Genomic DNA, 16,082 nt, shown 5'->3' on the forward strand with positions numbered 1-16,082 from the left:
GATACTACCGGCTCCGCGCGATACGGAGCCGACAAACGGAGCATACGATGGACAAGACCGCGAGTGGCTGGATGAATGGATTCATCGGCGTGTTGATCTTCAGCGGCTCGCTGCCGGCGACGCGCGTGGCGGTCAGGGAATTCGATCCGACATTCCTGACCTCGGCCCGGGCGGCGATTGCCGGACTGCTTGGCCTTGCGCTGCTGCTCCTGTTTCGGCAGAAACGCCCGGAGCGCGGCGATCTGCTGTCGCTGGTGATCGTGGCACTTGGCGTGGTTGTCGGCTTTCCCTTGCTGACCGCGCTGGCGCTGAAGCACGTCACCACGGCCCATTCCATTATCTTCGTCGGCCTGCTGCCGCTGGCCACTGCGATATTCGGGGTGCTGCGCGGCGGCGATCGGCCGCGCCCGGCGTTCTGGTTGTTTTCATGCATCGGCAGCGCGCTGGTCGCGGGCTTTGCGCTGACGCAGGGCGTGACTGCCTCGCCGGTCGGCGACGGTCTGATGCTGGCTGCCATCATCGCTTGCGGCCTCGGCTATGCCGAGGGCGCCGCGCTGTCGCGCAGGCTCGGCGGCTGGCAAGTGATCTGCTGGGCGCTGGTGCTGTCGCTGCCGATCATGCTGGTGCTGACGCTGCTGACAATGCCGCCGTCGTTCGACGGCGTCGGCGTCAGTGCGTGGATGGGGCTTGCCTATGTCTCGTTGTTCAGCATGCTGATCGGCTTCGTGTTCTGGTATCGCGGGCTGGCGCAAGGCGGCATCGCCGCGGTTGGACAGTTGCAGCTGCTGCAGCCATTTTTCGGGCTGGCACTGGCAGCGACGCTGCTGCACGAGCAGGTCAGCCCGCTGATGGTGGTCGTTACGCTTGGCGTCGTGCTTTGCGTCGTAGGCGCCAAGCGATTCGCGAAGCAGGAATTGCCCACGACGCGCGATTGCCTGACGACGGTGCCGTCCTCGCCTAAAACTTCGTGACCACCCCAATGCCGATGCCCTCGAAGCCGCCCATCGCCATCAAGGCTGCGGGCGCCTCGTCGAGGCTGATCTTCTTGCCGACGAGCAGTTCCGGCTTGAGCTTGCCGTGGCGGATCATCTCCATCATCGCGGGGTAGCGATAGGCCTGCATGCCGTGACTGCCGAGGATTTCGAGTTCGAAGGCGATTACCTTGTCCATCGGCACCTGCGGCCGGGCGTGTTCGCCCAACATCAGGCCGACCTGCACATGGCGGCCGCGCCGACGCAGATTGGCGATCGAGTTGAACGAGGTGGTCGGGTGGCCGAGCGCGTCCATCGACATATGCGCGCCGCCATTGGTGATCTGCTTGACCGCCTTGACCACGTTCGGCGTTGTAGATGCATTGATGGTGGCGACGGCGCCGATCTTTTTGGCGAAATCCAGTTTCTCGTCGGTGAGATCGATGGCGATGACATTGGCGCCCATGGCGCTGGCAATCATAATCGCCGACAGGCCGACGCCGCCGCAGCCATGCACCGCGACCCATTCGCCCGGCTTCACCCGGCCCTGGTCGACAATGGCTCGAAACGAAGTGACGAAGCGGCAGCCGAGGCTGGCGGCGGTGGCGAATTCCATCTCGTCGGGCAGGCGCACAACATTGGTGTCGGCATGTTCGATGGCGACATATTCGGCAAACGAGCCCCAGCCGGTGAAGCCAGGCTGTGTCTGGTGCTCGCAGACCTGGTGATTGCCCGAATTACACTCGAAGCAGCGGCCGCAGCCGACGGCGAACGGCACTGTGACGCGCTCGCCGGCCTTCCAGCGCGTGACCTGCTTGCCCGCGGCGACGACGATGCCGGCAAGTTCGTGGCCCGGCACGTGCGGCAGCGTGATGCCTTCGTCATGACCCATCCAGCCATGCCAGTCGCTGCGGCACAGACCGGTCGCCTCGACCTTGATGACGACGCCATCGGCTGCCGGCTTCGGATCAGGAACGGTCTGGATCCTCGGCGCTTCGCCGAATTTCTCGAAGACGACGGCTTTCATCGATAACTCCAAATAATTTCACGGACCACGCGCATCGAAGCGCGAAGATAGCCGATTCCTTGGCGCGGCGAGTCCGAAATTGATGCCGTCGATCAGGCCTGGGACGCGGGAGCCGTGTCGAGCAGCGGCTGCCAGGCTCGGAACCAGTCGTCGGCCTCGGCGTCCCATGGCCAGATGCCTTCAGTCGTCGGAAAAATCAGCTGCACGACACGGAAATCCGGGCCGTCGTAGAACCAGAGATCCCAGCCGAAATGCTCGGGGTAGTGCTCGATATGAACAGCGTCGAACTGGCAGTCGAAGTCTTTGACGAAGCCGGACGTTCGCTGTCCTGGTTCGAAAACCTCGCCTGAGTGGACCCGTCTGCAATACTCGTTGATGATGGACTGCGAGATTTCAGGCCTCAGACCTATCACGACCAATTCTGGAGCCCCGAAATTGTGCTCGATACCGACTGAATAGGCGAAGGGCGCCAGGTCGCCTTCCTCCAGCACGTACAGGATATGGCAGCCATAGGCCTCGATGTCGGCAAGCACCTTTACTTCCTCTGGATCGGTGGCTTCTCTATTCGGCATCGATCTGGTTCTGGGGCGCCGCTTTCTGGAAGGCCGGCAGCGCCATGCAGGCGGCGTTGATGCGCGCGATCGTCGGGTAGGGCGTCAGATCGACGCCAAAGCGGGCATTGCTGGCAATCTGTGCGGCGAGGCAGATGTCAGCCAGACCCGGCGCGTCGCCATGGCAGAATGTTCCGGTCTCCGCCGACAAGGCCAGGATCTTTTCAAGCGGCTGAAAGCCCTCGTTCACCCAGTGGCGGAACCAGTTGACGACGTCCTCGTCGCCGGCGCCGAACAGCGTGCGCAGCGAGGTCAGCACGCGCAGATTGTTCACCGGGTGGATGTCGCAGGCGATCATCTGCGCCAGCATTCTGACCCGTGCCCGACCGGCCGCATCCCCTGGCAATAGCGGTGGTTCCGGGCTGGTCTCGTCGAGGAATTCGATGATTGCCAGCGATTGCGTCAGCAGCGTGCCGTCGCCGAGCACCAGCGCCGGCACCAGCCCTTGCGGATTGACCGCGAGATAGGCTGGTTCGAGGTGCTCGCCATGGCGCAGATGATGCGGGATGTAGTCGTAGCTCAGCCCCTTCATCTCCAGCGCGATCCGCACCCGGTAGGAGGTGGAGGAGCGATAGTAGTTGTGCAGGACGAGTTTGCTCATGCGCTCACTTCGGCTGGCCGATGGTTATTTCGATGGTGCCGATGCCGTCGACGCCGCCGGTCATCGTGTCGCCGGGGCCAACCGCGCCGACGCCTGCCGGCGTACCGGTGAAGATCAGGTCGCCGGGCTCGAGCTCCATCGCCTCGCTGCAGATCGACACGATATCCGGTATCGGCCAGATCAGTTCGGCGAGGTCGGCATCCTGCCTGACCTTGCCGTTGACGGCGAGCCAGATGCGGCCCTTCTGTGGGTGGCCGGATTCGTGCGCTTGCACCAACGGGCTGCAAGGGGCGGAGCGGTCGAAGGCCTTCGACCAGTCCCAGGGCCGGGCGGCCTTCTTGGCCTCGTCCTGCAGATCGCGGCGGGTGAGGTCGATGCCGACACCATAGCCCCAGACATGGTCCAGCGCCTTGTCGCGGGGAATGCGGAAGCCGGCTTTGCCGATCGCGGCCACCAGTTCGATCTCGTGGTGCAGATTGGCCGTCAGCGGCGGGTAGGGGATAGCGGTGCCGGAATCGACCACCGCGTCGGCCGGCTTGGTGAAGAAGAAGGGCGGATCACGCTCGTCATTGCCGAATTCGCGGGCATGCGCCGCGTAGTTGCGGCCGACGCAGTAGATACGGCGCACCGCAAAACGATCGGACGAGCCGGCAACGGCCACCGATGCGGTTGCGGGCAGGGGAAGGACGAATTCTGTCATCAAGGGTCTCTGCTTGGTTGCCGGAACATTCGACCGATTTGGGGGCCTGGACAAGGCGATTTGGTCGAGAAAGTGCCGGCGGCACTTTCCGCCGGAGATGGCGATATACTATTTGGCAATAATCTGGCCATGGTGGAGAGGTTATTCTAATCGCTCACGAACTGAAATGAACCCCATGACCGCAACCCACGATCGCGCCCGGTTCCTGATCATCGACGACCATCCGCTGTTTCGTGAGGCGCTGCACAGCGCCGTGCAGATGGCCTATCCGGAAGTCGACACGGTGGAGGCGCGCTCGATCACCGAGGCACTCGATCTTCTGGCCGATGCCAAGCCGTTCGACCTCGCGCTTCTCGACCTCTCGATGCCCGACGTGCACGGTTTTGACGGCCTGCTGCAGCTCCGGACCCGCTATCCGCGCCTGCCGGTGGTGATCGTCTCTGGTTACGAGGAGCCGAAGATCATTTCCGAGGCGCTGTCCTATGGTGCCGCCGGCTTCATCCCGAAATCGGCGCGCAAGAGCGACCTCGCCGCCGCCATACGCTCGGTGATGGAAGGCGCGATCTATGTGCCGGAAACCTATGAGGGCCGCACGCCGGATGCCGAAAGCGTCGACCGCGCCGACATGGTGCAGCGCCTGTCGACACTGACGCCGCAACAGCTGCGCGTGCTGCAGATGCTGCGCCAGGGCCTGCTCAACAAGCAGATCGCCTATGAGCTGCAGGTGGGCGAGACCACGGTGAAGGCGCATGTCTCGGAAATCCTGCGCAAGCTCAATGTCTACAGCCGCACGCAGGCAGTGATCGAGGTGTCGAAACTGGACAATGCGGAGCTGTTTCGCGATCAGGCTGGGTTTTGAGCTTTTACCCTGCCGTTCAAGGGGAGGGTATGAAGCTAAGCCAGCAAATGCGCCAGCAGCGCCCTTAGTTGGGCCGGCTTCAGTGGCTTGCGCATCAGTTCGATGCCGCCGGAGCGGGCGGCTTTGGCGACCGCTTCCGAACTGTCGGCGGTGACGATCAGCGCCGGCACGGCGCGGCCGAGATAGTCGCGGACTTCGGCGATGGTCGTGGTGCCGAGATCGCCGCCGTCGAGATGCTGGTCGGCAATGACGATGTCGGGCACCCAGTCGGTGTCGCCAAGCATGTCTAGCGCATCGTCGGTCGAGGTCGCGGCCCGCACCAGGCATTGCCAGCGTTCGAGGAGGAAGGTCATGGCCTGCAGCACTTCGATATCGTTCTCGACCAGCAGCACCTTGGTGCCGAACAGGCCATAGCCGCGCGGCCGTTCCATATCGGCAACGCTGGCGATGGCATCGGCTGGCGCACCGATGCCGACGGGTACATCGATGTGGAAGATCGTGCCGCGTCCGACCTTCGACGAGAATGTCACGGGATGGCCGAGCGCGCTGGCCATGCGGCGCACGATGGCGAGCCCGAGCCCGAGACCGCCACCGTCCAGTTCGGCATTGGCCGGCGAGGTGCCGCGGTGGAACTCCTCGAACACCGCCTCGCGCTGGTCGTCGGGAATGCCGCAGCCCGTGTCGGCGACGTCGATGCGGATGGTGTCGCCGCGATGCCTGGTGCCGACAAGCACGCCGCCCGAGCGTGTATAGCCCAGCGCGTTGGAGAGAATGTTCTGCAGGATACGGCGCAGCAGCGTGCGGTCGGAGCGGACCACGGCATGGACCGGCCGGAATTTCAGCGACAGGCCTTTCATCTCCGCCACCGGCAGGAAATCCGAGCGGAGCGACGAGAACAGCGCCTCCAGGCTGACGTCGCTTATGTCGGGCTGCACCACGCCGGCATCGAGCTTGGAGATGTCGAGCAGGGTTCGCAGCAGGTCCTCCATCGTCTCCAGCGAGCGCTCGACCTGCCGCACCAGTTTCTTGCCCTCGTCGCTGGTCTGAACTTCGGCGAGCGCCGAAACCGAAAGGTGGGCGGCATTCAGCGGCTGCAGCACGTCGTGACTGGCAGCGGCGAGGAAACGGGTTTTTGACAGGTTCGCAAGTTCGGCGTTTTCCTTGGCGGCACTGAGGTCAATGTTCGACTGCTCCAGCCGCCGCAAGGTCGAGTGAAGTTCCTCGGTACGTGTACGCACCCGGTTTTCCAGCGAGATCGTGGTCTGGAACAGCGAAAAGGCGTTGCCTTGCTGGTCCATCGAGCGCTCGACGCGGCTGACCAGTGCCGCGTTGATCTTCTTCAGCTTTTCAAGATCGTTTATGTCCCTCAGCGGCATCTTGTTGCGCCGTCCTATTCCGCCGCCTGGCGCTCGCCGAAGGCGATGCCGGTGAAAGTCTGGTTCAGATGCATCGACCGGTACTGTTCGCCATAGGTGCCGAAGCCGATGACATTGTTGACCCGGTAGAGTTCCGAGATCTCGCGAAACACCTGCCGATTGCGTGCGTCCAGCCGGCGCAGCACGCAGTCGAAGCCGAGGATCATGTCGATGCCGCCAAGCCTCTCCTCGACGTCGCGCAGGGCGGCGCGCGTCGATTCCACCATGTCCTTGGGCTGAGCGATCGACAGCACGACGCCATCGTCTATGGCGCAGAAGAACGACAGCGAGCCGTCGGCATGCATCTTCTGGATCGACCGGCAATAATATTGTCCGCCCACCTTCACCACCACGGGATGCGAGGCGAAGCTCAGTGGCGTCAGCATCTGCGCGACGATACCGACGGACGCGGCGTATTCCTGCGCCGCATTGGTGGCGTTGAACTCGCGCACGATGCGGTGATCTGGATCGGAAGCCGTCACCACCAGTTTCTCATCGGTGGGAACGAAATTGTCGGTCTTGAAGACATGGAAGGGAATTTCGGTCGATATCAGCACGATGATGGCGCTGTCGGAGGTGACCTTGCCGTTCGAGATCAGGCGCGTCGTCTCGAATTTCAGATCGTCGCCGGCGGAGCCGCCAAGCAGCGGAATGTCATCGAGACCCCAGTGGATGGCTGAACTCACCGCTTCTTCGGCATAGGAGAGCCCGTCGATGAAGCAGAGCGCGAAAGTGCCTTTGGTCCGATCGCAACCGAGGCGCGCGCGCAGCGATCGCCGCAGGGTCTCGACCTCGCCGGTGATCCTGTCCATACCCGACGAGGACAGATTTTCGACCATCACGCTGACGGCGGTAAACGCGGTGGACGGAAGCAGCATGGCCAGCACATGACCATCCTCGAGACCTTGCGGCGTGATCTCGCCGGCAGTCGAGCAGCCGGCGTGGTGGAGCGCCGGCGCGTGGGTCATGAGCGCCTGGGAAAGGGCGCTGGCTTCGACCAGGCTCTGGGAAAAGAACAGCAGGGCAAAGCCCGCGTCGATGGCGGCTGCTTCCAGTGCGATCGCCTTGGCGAACGCCTCCATGTCGGGCTCGTCCGTGGTGAGCGCCGACAGGCCGCATGCATAGCGCGTCTGTGAATTGGCCAGCGATGTTCTCCGCATTTCCTCCGACGCTTTTTTGTGCGCGGCTGTTTTAAATGCTTCTGGCGCGCGGGCGTCGACCGACATTGTTGCCTTCAATCGGCGGTTTGGCAATGGGGCCACCGGCACCGCATGTTTGGGCGCGGCCATGACCGAAAGTACAATGTGCCGCGTTTGCGACGTGCTGTTTTTTGTCCGATGTGCGGTGTACCAATAACGCATGGCCGATGCGCCAACGCCGCGTTGGCAACGTGATGACCAAGGTTGATACCCAGGGAGGGACCATGTCGGACGTTTCGTTGATAGTGAACGGAAAGCGGGTCAGCGGTGCTGCCGAGGACCGAACACTTCTGGTTCACTTCCTGCGGGAAAATCTCGGCCTTACCGGCACGCATGTCGGTTGCGACACCTCGCAATGCGGTGCCTGCGTCGTCCACGTCGACGGCAAGGCGGTCAAATCCTGTACGATGCTCGCGGTGCAGGCCTCCGGCTCGACCGTGTTGACGATCGAGGGCCTGGCCAATGGCGCCGACCTGCATCCGGTGCAGGCCGCCTTCAAGGAACATCACGGGCTGCAGTGCGGCTTCTGCACGCCGGGCATGATCATGACGGCGACCGACATGATCGGCCGCCACCCCGAAGGGCTCGACGAGGCGACGGTGCGTGCCGAACTCGACGGCAACATCTGCCGCTGCACCGGCTACCACAACATCGTCAAGGCGATCCTCGCCGCATCGACGACGATGAAGGGGTCGAAGGGTAAGGCGAAACAAGCGGCTTGAACGAGGCAGTAGGGCAATAAGGCAGTAGGGCAGTAGGGAATCGGAGCCAATTTTTCCCTACTGCCGTACTGCCCTACTCACCTACTCCCCTACAATCTCGGGAGGAATTTCTGATGGGCATTGAAGGTGTTGGCGCTCGGGTCGCGCGCAAGGAAGACAAACGATTCATCACGGGCGCCGGCCGCTATGTCGACGACATGGTGGTTCCCGGCATGAAGCACGCCGCCTTCGTGCGCAGTCCGCACGCGCATGCGCAGATCAAGAAGATCGATGTGAAGAAGGCCCAAGGCATGCCCGGCGTCATCGGCGTGCTGACCGGCAAGGAACTCAAGGCCGATGGCATCGGCAATCTCATCTGCGGCTGGATGATCCACTCCAAGGACGGCTCGCCGATGAAGATGGGGGCATGGTCGCCACTCGCCTTCGACCGGGTCCGTTATGTCGGTGACGCCGTCGTCATTGTCGTCGCCGAGACCAAGGGGCAAGCGCGTGACGCCGCCGAGGCGGTCGAGGTCACCTACAAGGAGTTGAAGGCCGTCGTCGACGCCTCCAAGGCGATGGACAAGGGTGCGCCGCAGATCCACCCCGAAGCGGACAATAATCTGATCTTCGACTGGGACATCGGCAATGCCGACGACACGGAAGCGGCCTTCGGGAAGGCAGCCCATGTGGTCAAGATGGACATCATCAACAACCGGCTGGTGCCTAACGCCATGGAGCCGCGCGCCGCACTTGGCCATTACGACAAGGCCGAGGATCACTACACCTGCTGGACGACCTCGCAGAACCCGCATGTGGCGAGGCTGGTGATGAGCGCCTTCTACAATGTCGCGCCGGAAAACAAGCTGCGCGTGATTGCGCCCGATGTCGGCGGCGGTTTCGGCTCGAAGATCTACATCTATCCCGAAGAGATCGTCTGCCTGTGGGCGTCGAAGAAGACCGGGGTGCCGGTCAAATGGGTGGCTGACCGGACCGAGAGTTTTCTGACCGACGCGCATGGCCGCGACCATCACACCCATGCTGAAATGGCCTTCGACAAGGACCACAGGATCCTCGGCCTGAAGGTCGAAACCCAGGCCAATCTCGGCGCCTATATGTCGCTGTTTTCGTCGGCGACGCCGACCTACCTCTATGCGACGCTGCTGTCGGGCCAGTACAATATCCCGGCCATCCACGCCAATGTGAAGGCGATCTATACCAACACCGCGCCCGTCGATGCGTATCGCGGGGCAGGGCGGCCGGAAGCGACCTTCGTCATGGAGCGCATGATGGAGACGGCGGCCCGCCAGTTCGGCGTCTCGCCGGCCGAGCTGCGGCGCAAGAACTTCGTCACAGCGTTTCCGCATCAGACGCCGGTCATCATGTGCTATGACGCCGGCGACTATGCCGCTTCGCTCGATGCGGCAATGAAGGCGTCGGATTATGCCGGCTTTGCCAAGCGCAAGGCCGCCGCCGCCAAGAAGGGGCTGCTGCGCGGCATTGGCATGAGCTGCTACATCGAAGCCTGCGGCATCGCGCCGTCTGCTGCCGTCGGCTCGCTCGGCGCCGGTGTCGGCCTTTGGGAATCGGCGGAAGTGCGCGTCAACGCGGTCGGCACGATCGAGGTGCTGACTGGCTCGCACAGCCACGGCCAGGGCCATGAGACGACCTTCGCGCAACTGGTCAACGAGCGCTTCGGCGTGCCGCTCGATTCGGTCTCGATCGTACATGGCGACACCGACAAGGTGCAGATGGGCATGGGCACCTATGGCTCGCGCTCGGGTGCAGTCGGCATGTCGGCCATCGTCAAGGCCCTCGACAAGGTCGAGGCCAAGGCCAAGAAGATCGCGGCACACCTGCTCGAAGCCGACGAAGGCGATATCGTCATCGAGAATGGCGCGCTGAAGGTCGCCGGCACCGACAAGAACGTGCCGTGGTTCCAGATGGCGCTGGCCGCCTACACTGCCCACAACCTGCCGGGCGGCATGGAGCCCGGGCTGAAGGAGACGGCGTTCTACGATCCGTCGAATTTCACCTTCCCGGCGGGCTGCTATATCTGCGAGGTCGAGGTCGACCCGGAAACCGGCGTCACCGAGATCGTCCAGTTCGTCGCTGCCGACGATTTCGGCAACATCATCAACCCGATGATCGTCGAGGGCCAGGTGCATGGCGGGCTGGCGCAAGGCATCGGCCAGGCGCTGCTCGAAGGCGCCCATTATGACAATAGCGGCCAGCTTTTGACCGCGAGCTACATGGACTACACCATGCCGCGCGCCGGCGATCTGCCGTCGTTCAAGGTTTCGACCTCGAACACGCCTTGCCCGGGCAATCCGTTGGGGATCAAGGGCTGCGGCGAGGCCGGCGCCATCGGCTCGCCGCCGGCGGTGATCAACGCCCTCACCGACGCCATCGGCAGCAACGATCTTGCCATGCCGGCTTCGCCGTCCACCGTCTGGGCCGCGATCCGCGCGACGAAACACTGAAAGCGAATAGCGAATAGGGAGTAGCGAATAGGGAAGAGAAGGCGGTGCGACTGGATAGATCCTATTCGCTATTCGCTACTCCCTATTCGCCCATTCACCCCAGGGAGAATTCCATGTACGCAGTCAACTATCACCGCGCCGCCTCGGTCGCCGATGCTGCCAAGCTGGTCAAGACAGGCGACGCCAAGCTGCTTTCGGGCGGTATGACGCTGATCCCGGCGATGAAGACGCGGCTTGCCGCGCCGTCCGACCTTGTCGACCTGTCGCGGATCGCGGAGCTGCAGGGCGTCAAGGTGTCGGGCAAGACCGTCACCATCGGCGCCGCGACCACGCATCACGCCGTTGCCAATGACGAGAAGCTGAAGAAGGCCTGTCCGGCGCTTGCCCATCTGGCGTCACTGATCGGCGATCCGGCGGTGCGCCACAAGGGGACGATCGGCGGCTCGATCGCCAACAACGACCCGGCGGCCGATTATCCGGCGGCGCTGCTGGCGCTGGGCGCCACCATTATCACCAACAAGCGCGAGATCGCTGCCGACAAGTTCTTCAAGGGTCTGTTCGAGACCTCGTTGAAGGAAGGCGAGATCGTCACCGCCGTCACCTTCACCGCGCCGGCCAAGGCGGCCTATGAAAAGTTCCGCAATCCGGCATCGCGCTACGCCATCGTCGGCGTGTTCGTTGCCAAGGGCAAGGATGGCGTCAGCGTCGCCGTCACTGGAGCCGGCGATGACGGCGTCTTCCGCTCGAAGGAGATCGAGGCAGCATTGGCCAAGAATTTCGCGGCCTCGGCACTGGAAGGTGTGAAAGTGCCGGCGAAGAATCTGATGACCGACATCCATGCCTCGGCCGATTATCGCGCCAATCTGATCGCGGTGATGGCCAAGCGCGCGGTTGCGGCAGCCAACGCCTGAGAAACTGTTTGGAAACTCTACTCCGGCGGCCATCTGATGGCGTTTTCTGTGCTTCCGGTGCTCACGTACCAAAAGTACGCTCCGCTCCGGTTCTCGAAACCACCACCATATGACTCGCCAGGGCGAGTTTCGAAACAGTTTCTAATACGATCGGTCGCAGACAAGGAAAGGGGGCCTCCGTGGCCCCTTTTTTGTCGTGCGGCGGCCTGCATCCGTTCAGTTGCTGCTGGCATGGCCGCCGCACTGCTTGAAGCAATTCCGGCCGATACATCGCCCGGACCTGATCCGGCAGCAATCTCGCACTTGCACAAATTCATATTGCACTGCAATATGGACTGGGCGGGAATGCGAGCTGGGTTCGAAATGTACCGTCGTACCCTTCGCATACCTATTGCGAGAGGATCGGCATGACCGACATTTCCGCGACGCATGTCGTTCCGTCCCGATCCGCCGCCGACAGATCAACCAGAACAAGACTGGCCTATCTCGACGGCTGGCGCGGGCTTTCGATCGCGCTGGTTCTGATCGGCCATTTCTTTCCGGTTCCGGGAATCAATCTTGGCGTGCTGGGCGTCGAATTCTTCTTCGTGCTCAGCGGCCGGCTGATGGGCGAGATCCTGTTCATCGAACGCTACCCGCTGAAAAAATTCTTCAAACGCCGCTTCTCCCGCATCTATCCGGCTCTTCTGGTCTTCGTAGTCGTCGCGATGATCGCGCTCTCCGGCACGTTCCTCGCCTTCAAATGGAAGGCCGCGCTGACGGCGCTGACATTCACCTACAATTATGCCGGCATTCTCGTGGCTCGGGCAGGGGCGCTCGACCATATCTGGTCGCTCTGCATCGAGGAGCACGCCTACATCATCCTGGCGCTGATCAGCGTCATCGTCTCAAGTCGCTCTCGCGTGGTCGTGCTGCTCCTGGCGCTGGCCTTGCTGGCCATGGCCAATGGCGCGGTTTCGTACTGGGTCTTGGGGATGGACTACGAAACCACTTATTGGCGCACGGATGTGCACATCGCGTCGATCCTGCTGTCGGCTTCGATCTGCCTGCTCAAGGCCGACGGCAGGCTGCCGGCGTTTTTGAGAGGCAAGCATGTGGCCCTGGTGGCGACGGTCTGTGCCGTTGTCCTGTTCCTGGATCGGGTGCCGACGCCGATGCACTATCTCTTCGCGGTGCCGCTGCTGGCTCTGGCCGTCAACGCACTCGATTTCAGCCCACGGTATTTTTCCGGATTGCTGTCGTCCTGGCCGATGGCGACGCTGGGGCTGTGGTCGTACTCGCTCTATTTATGGCAGCAGCCGTTCTACAAATTCGTCTATGAGCAAGGCAGCGCGCCGATACCGATGCTGGCCGCGGTCTTCGCTTGCGCGGCCTGCAGCTACTACCTCATAGAGCGCCCGGCTCGCGAATGGCTCAACCGCAACTGGTGAATGCCGTCGTGCCCGGCCAGATGATCGTGAGGGCAGGTGGAGGGATCGCGCTTCATAAGAAGACAGTCAATTAATTGTTTCTAATCTAACTTTCGGGAAAGCAATGACCTGCTTTCCGATATGGGCCAGTCTCATTAGACATTGGTCGTATGGCAGGCATTCCTTATTGCCTCGCCGGCTTACCCGCCTAGTTTGTTCGCAGGACACATCTGAGAAGATGGTTCGAAGACGCATCTGGGAGGATGGAATGGATACGACCGGGGAAAGGGCGGGCGGCTGGCTCGACCGCTCACGCACCGTCGCCGAGCCTGGCTTCAGCAGGTGGATGGTGCCGCCGGCGGCGCTCTGCATCCACCTTTGCATCGGCCAGGCCTATGCGTTCAGCGTTTTCAACTTGCCGATGTCTAAGCTGATCGGCATCACCGACTCGGCGCCCGACGACTGGAAATTGACCGGCCTCGGCTGGATTTTCTCGATCGCGATCCTGTTCCTGGGCATTGCGGCGGCGTTCGGCGGTGGCTGGCTGGATCGCGTCGGTCCGCGCAAAGCCATGGTCGCTTCTGCCTGCTGTTTCGGCGGCGGCTTCATTGTCTCGGCGCTCGGCGTCTATCTGCACCAGTTGTGGATCATCTATCTCGGCTACGGCGTGCTGGGCGGCATCGGTCTCGGCCTCGGCTATATCTCGCCGGTCAAGACGCTGATCACCTGGTTTCCGGACCGGCCGGGCATGGCAACCGGCATGGCGATCATGGGCTTCGGCGGCGGCGCCTTCATCGCCTCGCCGCTGTCGGTTTATCTGATGAAGCTGTTTTCGACGCCTGAGCACATCGGCGTCGCCGAAACCTTCCTGGTGCTGGGCATCGTCTATTTCGTCTTCATGCTGATCGGCGCCGTTATCGTCAGGGTGCCGCCGGAGGGCTGGAGGCCAGCCGGATGGACGCCGCCGGCGGCACAGAATGCGATGGTGACGACGTCCAATGTCCATCTCGACGATGCGTTGAAGACGCCGCAGTTCTGGCTGCTGTGGGGCGTGCTGTGCCTTAATGTGACGGCAGGGATCGGCGTGCTCGGCCAGGCCTCGGCGATGAGCCAGGAGATGTTTCCGGGACGCATCACGCCTGCCGCTGCCGCCGGCTTCGTCGGCCTGCTGTCGATCTTCAACATGCTCGGCCGCTTCTTCTGGGCCTTGACCAGCGATTATATCGGCCGCAAGACAACTTATGCCATCTTCTTCGCGCTGGGCGTCGTCCTCTATGCGGCGGTGCCGTGGACCGGCCAGACCGGCAGCGTTTTCCTGTTCGTGCTGTTCTACGGGATCATCCTCAGCATGTATGGCGGCGGCTTCGCCACCATTCCCGCTTACCTGCGCGACGTCTTCGGCGTGCGTTACGTCGGCGCCATCCACGGCCGATTGCTGACCGCGTGGTCGGTGGCGGGCGTGCTTGGCCCGGTGCTGGTGAATTATATCCGGCAGTACCAGATCGACAGCGGCGTTGCGAAGGCCGACGCCTACACGGTCACCATGTACATCATGGCCGGCCTGCTGGTTGTCGGCCTCCTGCTCAACCTGATGATGCGGCCCGTCAATGCGCGCTTCCACATGAAGACCGAACCAGCGGTGGCTTAGAGTCAGTTCCATCCCGATAGAATCGGGATGGGCTCTATCTTATTGTTTGAGCATGATCTTTTCCGAAAACCGGAGTCCACTTTTCGGGATCAGCTCTGAGGAGACCGACCATGGCGCAAGACAACGAGAATTCGATCAAACTCACGCTGGCCTGGCTGCTGGTCGGCATCCCGTTGGTCTGGGGGTTCTGGATGACGCTGGTGAGTGCGACAGCCCTGTTCCAGTAGTCCTCATCTTCGTGCGCAGATCTGCCTGGTCTGTCAGGCGCTGATCTGCCTGGCGTAATAGCGCACCGCTTTCTTGCCGCCATGGATGACGGCGTCGCCGGCCTCGACGAAGCCGAGCGCGGCGTGAAAGGCATCCGAGGCGGGGTTCGGCGGGGCGGTGTTGACTTCGCAGGTGACCAGCGTGTGGCCGGCGCGCTCAACATGGCCGAACAGGTCCTGATAGAGCCGGCGGGCGTGGCCGCGGCCGCGTGCGTGCGCCGCCACGACGACCCGGTCGACATAGACGAAGCGCTCATAGCGTTCGCGGAACCACAGGAAATTCGGGCTGTCGTAGCGGGCGTCCTGGTCGAAGGTCATGATGAAGGCTTCGAGATCGCCGATGCGCCTGGTGTAAAATGCTTCGCCAAGCAGGAAGGACAGCCGCTCAGCCTCCAGCCACGACAGTTCGGCGGCATGCTCGTTGTTGAGCACCAGGATCGCCGCTTCGTCTTGGGCCGATACACGGGCTATCGGGGCAGGGCTCGAGGTCATGCCTTGGCTGCCGCGATCGTTGCCGCCACCAGCGCTGTGTCGGTCAGCGTGTTGCGGTACTCGCGATCGAGATCGGAACCACCCATGCCGACATGGGGATTGCGGTAGTCCATGGCACTCGGCACATCCTTGAGGGCGGCAAAATGCATTTCGGACAGGCCGGTTCTGCTGCGCACTTCGGCAATGTTGTGCAAATCCAGTCCGCCGCAGCCGAGGATGACGATGCGGTCGCCGGCCTGCCGCACCAGATCCGCCAACAGCGGCAAGCCTTCGATGGCAGTGTCACGCTGGCCGCTGGTCAGCACGCGGCCGACCTTGCTGCGGATCAGCGATTCGAGCGCCTCGGCCGGCTCGCGCGCCATGTCGAAGGCGCGATGGCAGGTGACGTTCAAGGGGCCGGCGGCCTGCGTCAGTTCGCTCATGCGCGCCTCGTCCATGGTACCATCGGCGTTCAGGCAGCCAAACACCACGCCGGGCACGCCGAGTTCGCGCAGTGCCGAGACATCTGCCAGCATCGAGGCATATTCGGTCTCACTGTAGAGAAAATCGCCGCCGCGCGGCCGCACCATGACGTGAAACGGCACGTTTGCCTGCTCGATGGCGGCGCGGATCGTGCCGAGGCTTGGCGTGATGCCGCCTTCGACGAGGCTGGCGCACAGTTCGATCCGGTCGGCGCCGGCGGCTTGCGCCGCGAGAAGGCCGTCAATGCCTTCGACACAGATTTCGATCAGCGGCAGGCGGAGAGCTTTGGTCAAGGGGCGATCCATTCCATGATTTCCCGGCCAGCCC

The 16,082-nt window shown here is 62.7% G+C and carries 16 protein-coding genes; 8 read left to right on the forward strand and 8 right to left on the reverse strand.

What is annotated here, in order from left to right; all coding sequences use genetic code 11:
- Positions 1 to 47: 47 nt before the first annotated feature.
- Positions 48 to 971 carry a DMT family transporter gene (locus tag AC0NIL_RS17795; RefSeq protein ID WP_473573071.1) on the forward strand — a complete coding sequence of 308 codons (924 nt, stop codon included), beginning with the start codon at positions 48 to 50 and terminating at the stop codon, positions 969 to 971.
- On the opposite strand, the gene AC0NIL_RS17800 is transcribed toward AC0NIL_RS17795, so the two are convergent.
- The 4 genes from AC0NIL_RS17800 to AC0NIL_RS17815 all read right to left on the reverse strand — a co-directional run bounded on the left by AC0NIL_RS17800 (position 958) and on the right by AC0NIL_RS17815 (position 3,910).
- Positions 958 to 1,998, reverse strand: coding sequence for a zinc-dependent alcohol dehydrogenase family protein (locus AC0NIL_RS17800; protein ID WP_473573070.1), 1,041 nt, complete (start codon positions 1,996 to 1,998; stop codon positions 958 to 960). The two genes, AC0NIL_RS17795 and AC0NIL_RS17800, sit on opposite strands and share 14 nt — an antisense overlap.
- A gap of 92 nt (positions 1,999 to 2,090) precedes the next feature.
- Positions 2,091 to 2,570 carry a DUF4262 domain-containing protein gene (locus tag AC0NIL_RS17805; protein WP_224675382.1) on the reverse strand — a complete coding sequence of 160 codons (480 nt, stop codon included), beginning with the start codon at positions 2,568 to 2,570 and terminating at the stop codon, positions 2,091 to 2,093.
- On the reverse strand, positions 2,560 to 3,210 hold the full coding sequence (gene maiA, locus AC0NIL_RS17810) for a maleylacetoacetate isomerase (protein WP_024503824.1): 651 nt from the start codon (positions 3,208 to 3,210) through the stop codon (positions 2,560 to 2,562). Before maiA ends, AC0NIL_RS17805 begins: the two co-directional genes overlap by 11 nt.
- 4 nt (positions 3,211 to 3,214) lie before the next feature.
- Positions 3,215 to 3,910: a fumarylacetoacetate hydrolase family protein gene (locus tag AC0NIL_RS17815; RefSeq protein ID WP_024503825.1), complete on the reverse strand. Its 696-nt coding sequence runs from the start codon at positions 3,908 to 3,910 to the stop codon at positions 3,215 to 3,217.
- Positions 3,911 to 4,085: 175 nt separating this feature from the next.
- Here AC0NIL_RS17815 and AC0NIL_RS17820 point away from each other — a divergent pair, with 175 nt between their 5' ends.
- The gene (locus AC0NIL_RS17820) at positions 4,086 to 4,769 is read left to right on the forward strand and encodes a response regulator (protein WP_027039066.1); all 684 of its coding nucleotides are present in this window, start codon (positions 4,086 to 4,088) and stop codon (positions 4,767 to 4,769) included.
- A 35-nt stretch (positions 4,770 to 4,804) separates the two neighbouring features.
- Here AC0NIL_RS17820 and AC0NIL_RS17825 read toward each other — a convergent pair whose 3' ends face one another.
- Entirely contained in the window at positions 4,805 to 6,145 is a 1,341-nt protein-coding gene (locus AC0NIL_RS17825; protein WP_013531263.1) for a hybrid sensor histidine kinase/response regulator, read from the reverse strand.
- Between the two features lie 14 nt (positions 6,146 to 6,159).
- The gene (locus AC0NIL_RS17830) at positions 6,160 to 7,344 is read right to left on the reverse strand and encodes an FIST signal transduction protein (RefSeq protein ID WP_050592709.1); all 1,185 of its coding nucleotides are present in this window, start codon (positions 7,342 to 7,344) and stop codon (positions 6,160 to 6,162) included.
- A gap of 263 nt (positions 7,345 to 7,607) precedes the next feature.
- On the opposite strand from AC0NIL_RS17830, the gene AC0NIL_RS17835 reads away from it, so the two are divergent.
- The 6 genes from AC0NIL_RS17835 to AC0NIL_RS17860 all read left to right on the forward strand — a co-directional run bounded on the left by AC0NIL_RS17835 (position 7,608) and on the right by AC0NIL_RS17860 (position 14,762).
- Positions 7,608 to 8,105 (forward strand): (2Fe-2S)-binding protein, encoded by a 498-nt coding sequence (locus AC0NIL_RS17835; RefSeq protein WP_275952880.1) that lies wholly within the window; start codon positions 7,608 to 7,610, stop codon positions 8,103 to 8,105.
- Between the two features lie 113 nt (positions 8,106 to 8,218).
- Complete coding sequence (locus tag AC0NIL_RS17840) at positions 8,219 to 10,567, forward strand: xanthine dehydrogenase family protein molybdopterin-binding subunit (protein ID WP_275952882.1); 2,349 nt, start codon at positions 8,219 to 8,221, stop codon at positions 10,565 to 10,567.
- 113 nt (positions 10,568 to 10,680) lie between these two features.
- Entirely contained in the window at positions 10,681 to 11,478 is a 798-nt protein-coding gene (locus AC0NIL_RS17845; protein WP_063172334.1) for an FAD binding domain-containing protein, read from the forward strand.
- Between the two features lie 407 nt (positions 11,479 to 11,885).
- Entirely contained in the window at positions 11,886 to 12,908 is a 1,023-nt protein-coding gene (locus tag AC0NIL_RS17850; protein WP_013531268.1) for an acyltransferase family protein, read from the forward strand.
- A gap of 247 nt (positions 12,909 to 13,155) precedes the next feature.
- Entirely contained in the window at positions 13,156 to 14,535 is a 1,380-nt protein-coding gene (locus AC0NIL_RS17855; protein WP_473573069.1) for an L-lactate MFS transporter, read from the forward strand.
- A gap of 110 nt (positions 14,536 to 14,645) precedes the next feature.
- Complete coding sequence (locus AC0NIL_RS17860) at positions 14,646 to 14,762, forward strand: MFS transporter small subunit (protein WP_013531270.1); 117 nt, start codon at positions 14,646 to 14,648, stop codon at positions 14,760 to 14,762.
- Between the two features lie 33 nt (positions 14,763 to 14,795).
- Here the strand turns inward: AC0NIL_RS17860 and AC0NIL_RS17865 are convergent, their stop codons facing one another.
- Both AC0NIL_RS17865 and AC0NIL_RS17870 read right to left on the reverse strand, forming a co-directional pair.
- Positions 14,796 to 15,293 (reverse strand): GNAT family N-acetyltransferase, encoded by a 498-nt coding sequence (locus AC0NIL_RS17865; protein WP_473573067.1) that lies wholly within the window; start codon positions 15,291 to 15,293, stop codon positions 14,796 to 14,798.
- Positions 15,290 to 16,048 (reverse strand): copper homeostasis protein CutC, encoded by a 759-nt coding sequence (locus AC0NIL_RS17870; protein ID WP_473573065.1) that lies wholly within the window; start codon positions 16,046 to 16,048, stop codon positions 15,290 to 15,292. Before AC0NIL_RS17870 ends, AC0NIL_RS17865 begins: the two co-directional genes overlap by 4 nt.
- Between the last annotated feature and the right edge of the window lie 34 nt (positions 16,049 to 16,082).

The sequence above is a fragment of the Mesorhizobium sp. WSM1343 genome, assembly GCF_055901535.1.

What these genes read in the sequence shown, in the direction of transcription:
- AC0NIL_RS17795 (WP_473573071.1), top strand. Translation starts at nt 48, where the DNA reads ATGGACAAGACCGCGAGTGGCTGGATGAATGGATTCATCGGCGTGTTG.
- AC0NIL_RS17800 (WP_473573070.1), bottom strand. Translation starts at nt 1,998, where the DNA reads ATGAAAGCCGTCGTCTTCGAGAAATTCGGCGAAGCGCCGAGGATCCAG.
- AC0NIL_RS17805 (WP_224675382.1), bottom strand. Translation starts at nt 2,570, where the DNA reads ATGCCGAATAGAGAAGCCACCGATCCAGAGGAAGTAAAGGTGCTTGCC.
- maiA (WP_024503824.1), bottom strand. Translation starts at nt 3,210, where the DNA reads ATGAGCAAACTCGTCCTGCACAACTACTATCGCTCCTCCACCTCCTAC.
- AC0NIL_RS17815 (WP_024503825.1), bottom strand. Translation starts at nt 3,910, where the DNA reads ATGACAGAATTCGTCCTTCCCCTGCCCGCAACCGCATCGGTGGCCGTT.
- AC0NIL_RS17820 (WP_027039066.1), top strand. Translation starts at nt 4,086, where the DNA reads ATGACCGCAACCCACGATCGCGCCCGGTTCCTGATCATCGACGACCAT.
- AC0NIL_RS17825 (WP_013531263.1), bottom strand. Translation starts at nt 6,145, where the DNA reads ATGCCGCTGAGGGACATAAACGATCTTGAAAAGCTGAAGAAGATCAAC.
- AC0NIL_RS17830 (WP_050592709.1), bottom strand. Translation starts at nt 7,344, where the DNA reads ATGCGGAGAACATCGCTGGCCAATTCACAGACGCGCTATGCATGCGGC.
- AC0NIL_RS17835 (WP_275952880.1), top strand. Translation starts at nt 7,608, where the DNA reads ATGTCGGACGTTTCGTTGATAGTGAACGGAAAGCGGGTCAGCGGTGCT.
- AC0NIL_RS17840 (WP_275952882.1), top strand. Translation starts at nt 8,219, where the DNA reads ATGGGCATTGAAGGTGTTGGCGCTCGGGTCGCGCGCAAGGAAGACAAA.
- AC0NIL_RS17845 (WP_063172334.1), top strand. Translation starts at nt 10,681, where the DNA reads ATGTACGCAGTCAACTATCACCGCGCCGCCTCGGTCGCCGATGCTGCC.
- AC0NIL_RS17850 (WP_013531268.1), top strand. Translation starts at nt 11,886, where the DNA reads ATGACCGACATTTCCGCGACGCATGTCGTTCCGTCCCGATCCGCCGCC.
- AC0NIL_RS17855 (WP_473573069.1), top strand. Translation starts at nt 13,156, where the DNA reads ATGGATACGACCGGGGAAAGGGCGGGCGGCTGGCTCGACCGCTCACGC.
- AC0NIL_RS17860 (WP_013531270.1), top strand. Translation starts at nt 14,646, where the DNA reads ATGGCGCAAGACAACGAGAATTCGATCAAACTCACGCTGGCCTGGCTG.
- AC0NIL_RS17865 (WP_473573067.1), bottom strand. Translation starts at nt 15,293, where the DNA reads ATGACCTCGAGCCCTGCCCCGATAGCCCGTGTATCGGCCCAAGACGAA.